The organism is Haloferax sp. s1, assembly GCF_058382125.1.
This window is the reverse complement of record NZ_JBZRPK010000423.1, coordinates 1-4,461: the sequence shown is the minus strand read 5'-3', so window position 1 is coordinate 4,461 and position 4,461 is coordinate 1. Positions and strand designations below refer to the sequence as shown.

At 52.6% G+C, this 4,461-nt stretch carries 2 protein-coding genes and 2 pseudogenes; 1 reads left to right on the top strand and 3 read right to left on the bottom strand.

The annotated features are described in order from the left end of the window. Window positions 1-188: 188 nt before the first annotated feature. Window positions 189-1,202, bottom strand: a complete 1,014-nt coding sequence (locus QT222_RS05780) for a hypothetical protein (protein WP_491476599.1) — start codon at window positions 1,200-1,202, stop codon at window positions 189-191. 100 nt (window positions 1,203-1,302) lie between these two features. On the opposite strand from QT222_RS05780, the gene QT222_RS05775 reads away from it, so the two are divergent. Continuing rightward, window positions 1,303-1,707, top strand: a complete 405-nt coding sequence (locus QT222_RS05775; RefSeq protein ID WP_491476598.1) for a hypothetical protein — start codon at window positions 1,303-1,305, stop codon at window positions 1,705-1,707. A gap of 491 nt (window positions 1,708-2,198) precedes the next feature. On the opposite strand, the pseudogene QT222_RS05770 reads toward QT222_RS05775, so the two are convergent. Then, window positions 2,199-2,895 (bottom strand): annotated as a pseudogene (locus QT222_RS05770) (IS1595 family transposase); the annotation flags it as partial. 140 nt (window positions 2,896-3,035) lie between these two features. Beyond that, window positions 3,036-4,461, bottom strand: a pseudogene (locus QT222_RS05765) (hypothetical protein); the annotation flags it as partial.

Below are 4,461 nucleotides of genomic sequence, written 5' to 3'. Positions count from 1 at the left end.
TGGTGAGACAATCAACGTGGTTTCGTGGAATCCGGCTCACTCATCTGAGACGGTGTAGATGTATCCAGAGGGTTCCGACGCGATAAGCGGGGGAAGTGAGGTGGAAAGTGTGGATTTCTACGAGTAGGTGTATCTGCGGGCGAGGCGGGTGGAATTATCTCCCACACTCATCGCGTCTTGACCGAGAATTAAGAATAGAGTTGTTCCTTCCAAATTTCCGCTTCCTCCTTTACGCTCTCCGCAACACTCTGCGGGTCGGACACATAGGGAGCGAGCGCTCCAATTAGTTGTTCCAGAGACACCTGTTCTGCAAGTTGCTTCACGTCGGGGTTTCCGAGTTCGTCTTCAATCTGTGTTTGTGCTTCGTGAATGTCATCCAGTTCTTCGGGAGAAACCGATTTTGAAACGAAGAACGCTATGTCTCCGTTCTCGATGATTTCTGTGAGGTTTACGCTCTCATTAGCCAACAGTCGAGAGAAGTCTTCAGAGTCGAATATATCCTCTAAGTCAAACTCCCAATCGACAGTGCTGAAAAAGTGGGGCAAGTCGTTTTCCTCGTAATCCGATGATGAATAGACGTTTCTGAGGTCAACTAATCCGAACATCGCAATGTGGGCGAGAGCATCCGGGTAGTCAGCATACACCTCGTCCTCAATCCACGCCTCAAGCGCCGCCCTGCTATCCGGGTTTGATTTGATTTGGTTCGGTACGTCCTTCGGCGGTACGATATAGGCCGAGCCGGTGATTTGCTCCACATCGCGCCCACGGCGAAGTCCTTCAAGAACGAAGTTCGTCTCGCCCTCACCGGTATCGACTTTGCTTTTCGTGAAGCAGGCTATCAATGCGTGAAGTGGCTTCCAGTAGTTCTCGATGAGACGTTTTCGGGCTACACTATCGTCTTGGATTGATTCAATGATTCGCTCGTAATCAGAGAGTTCGTTCTTGAACTCCTCTATCTCGGTCTGTTTCTCTCTGCGTACCACCTCTTTTTCCTCACGTAACTGTTCCAACTTCTCTACGACATTCTGGTTCCCTTCCTTATCGCGTCGATTGACTGTATCAGCCTTCACAACCGGAGTCTTGTTTGCGACGTTCGCTCCGGCTTGCTGAAGATACCCTTTGAAAAAGAAGTAGCCACCCCCAACAACCGCACCTCCCACGGCTCCGCCAAGCCCGATGACAATCGAGGAACCAGATACCATCCGTCTCTAATTAGTGACCACCAATTTATACTTCTGGTGTTGGTACTCTTCAAGCATTTCACCCACAAGGAGTATTCTGTTGTCAACTCAATTTGTTCGTATGAATCCTGTTGACCGCTTCCGTATGCGCGTAGCAGAAGCCTTTGGTGGGATAATATTGACGCTGATGGCGACTGTTGGAGGGATTGTTTTTCGCTCCATTCGAGAAGCAACACCGGCTACCGAACCAGCTACTTCAGTATCAATCAGCCTACTAACTGGCTTACTGACCTCGCTTCCCGGTATCGTTTCTTTTCTCGGAATAATCGGCGCGACCGTCATCGCGGGGCCATTCGGATTTATCGGAGCGGTGCTTGAAGTCGCGGGAGCGAACCTACTACTCTACAATCAGAGTGAGGCGGGCTTCTGGATGATTGTCTTCGGTGCCGGACTCGTTACTGCTGGCGTCCCAATTCCGTGGATGAAAGTATTGGAATGGTTCTTCGACTCCGGCGGGCAGTATTAAACTACTCGCCCTCATCGCATACCCGATTATTGGTTCAAACTGGATTCCCCTGAGAATCAAACTCTGGAAGAATTCGCACTATTTCGCGGACTACCTGCGAATCGTGTTTCTCAAGACTATCAAGTTGGCTGAGGTCGGACAACCGATTCGCACTATCTTCAAATTCTTGGACGACAGTATCTGCTGACTCGGTGTTCTGAAGTACATTCGACATATCATATCGATCCCCGTTGGGTTCGGTAATCCCGATTTTCGTATTGGGAATACCTGAGTCTGCGTCCGTTCCGAGTCGTATTTTCCAGCGGTTCGAGAGTTCAATCTCTCCGTCCTCTCGGCTCGTAGAGTTGAGAATACTCATAGCGCAATTAGAATTTCAACTTGGGAATAATAAAAGTTCGACAGCGGATGTAGGGAGGCGTATTTGAGGCTTCAGGGGTCAAAGACAAGCAGGAAAGATGCATTAATCGCTCATGTGTAGCAGATTGTTGATTTCAGAGAGTCGCTTTGACAGCGTGTTTGAGTGCTTCTCGACCGGGTTTTCTGAAGAGTTCGCTGCGTAGCTGGAAGGCGCGAAGATACTGTGTCAACTTGTCCTTCGAGACGCCTTGATGCGGCGAGAGCCACCGTCGCGCTAGCGACGGGTGGCTCTCGCAGGTGTTGACGTGGACGTCTCCGTCAGCGTGTTCGCCGTCACCGTGGACGACGTATTTGCGGGAGAACTCGTCGTCGTCCCAAGTGGGTCGTATGCCCAAAATCCGTCGGTATAGACGGTCAGCAACTCCTCCTCGTGGTCACCGAGGAGGAGTCGATTCGTCAGCGGATTTCGCTGGGACGACGTACCGCTGCCCCGTTCCACAGTCAACGATGGTGAAGACGGGTGGTTTGTCTCCCTCGTACGAACCACGCCCACGCGTGGACAGGCTACGCGCGCGACTCTTGGTCGCACTCGCGGCCTTTCAATCCGGCAGAGACGTACACTTCGTCGATTTCGACCGGTCCAACGAGGTCGAGCTGAGGCGCGTCGAGCGCTCTGGTAAAGCGCTCGACGCGACGATGCATCGTCTTGTAGGAAACACCGATCTCCCGCTGAAGTTGGCGGAGACTCGTGTTAAACCGTAAGAACGCGTAAATCGAGAACAACCACTTGCGGAGCGCAACCTTCGAGTGAGCGAAAATTGTGCCCGTCTTATATTTGTAGCGCATAGGGAAAATCGGAAGGCTTGTCAGAATTAGGATGCACCCTCACTTTTCCACTAGGGCGAGAGCATCAAGCAAGGAGGGTTGCCCACACCGTATTCAAAATGAAACCCCACCTAATTTGCGAACGATTATTCAGTGTCAGTAGCCTCTGATTCTGTACCCTCGTGTGCCAATTCCTCAGCAAGATCCCAGTACCCGATAAGATCTCGGTCAGCCATCGGCTTCGAGCCGAACAAGAAGTCCCGGCCAAGGTTTCGGTTCAGGTGGCTACAGGAAACCTCGGAGACGAACATACAGTTGAAGCAAGTTGATCCGTCGCGGCTACAGACTGGGTCGTAGACGCAATTGTTCCCCTCTTGGTCAATAGAGTCAATGAGATCCCCCAGCCCCGACTCAACGAGCGCATGCATGCCACCGAGGCTGAAATCCGTCCGCTGGTTCGTGTACATGATGAAGGTGAGCGACCGGGACAGCAGGTATTCCGAGATGCTGGTACGCTCCATACCGATCAGCGAGGTGGCATACTTGAGCACGGTGTGGGAGAACGAGTGAACAAGGTGGTAGACGTAGTAACTGATAACGTCTGCTGGATCATCAAGCGAGATCGTATCGTACTCCGGAATCGGAGTCATATTCTCTGCCAACCAGCCTCGGATGTCCTCGATTGACCATTCATCGAGTGGCTCTGTAGCAATTGTTTCACCGTCGTATGTCGCCCAGTCAGCCGCGACTTCATCCGACCAGCGTTCGCGAACAGGGACAGCGCGTGCGTCAGGAATGCTGCTCGCCAGAATCTGAGCACGGAGCATGGCCCCTATCTCGGTGTCTTGCCGGCTATTTTCGAGGAGCCATGCCATCACCACGCGGGGACGAAGTTCGAACCGGACAGCCTCTGTCCTCACAGTGTCGACGAATACAGGGGTGGTTGATGAATCAAGGGTACCATCGACCAATTCGGCATCATCGGCACCAAAGGAGATGAGCCGTGCCTCAGCGGGATTCCGGCCACCGCGGCTGTAGCCAAAGACGACGCTTGTAATCGGGAAATCCTCGATCAGGCCAGCACCACCAATACCGAATCGGTCAAGCTTTCGCTCAACCTCGCTCGCACGTACCTCCAGTGATTCACGCTCGCGGAGATCGACCTCACCGCGGTCCATAATGACGTCAGCAGCCGGTCGGGTCCGGAGCTCGTTGCTGATATTGAGATGCTCGTAGATCTCCTGTACAGCATCAATAGCGTACGCGTATTCCCCGCTCGTATCCGACCTGAGTCCGCCGGATAGATTCGGAACAAACCGTTCAACCCCATCCCGGATACTCTCACCGCCGCTATCCAGCTTTTTGAGCTCGTCATCGATATCAGCTACGGCATCGTCTAGCCCTTTGGCCTCGAGTAATTCTCTCATGTCCTCGAGTTCCTCGCGTTCGGTGTCCTTCTTCGACTGTTCAATATTGATCTGGCTTACTGGCTTGTCACTGAGACCGAGGTGCTTTGCGAGAACAGCAACCGCTTCGTTGACCGAACTCAATCGGTTGGAACCGGTACTACTG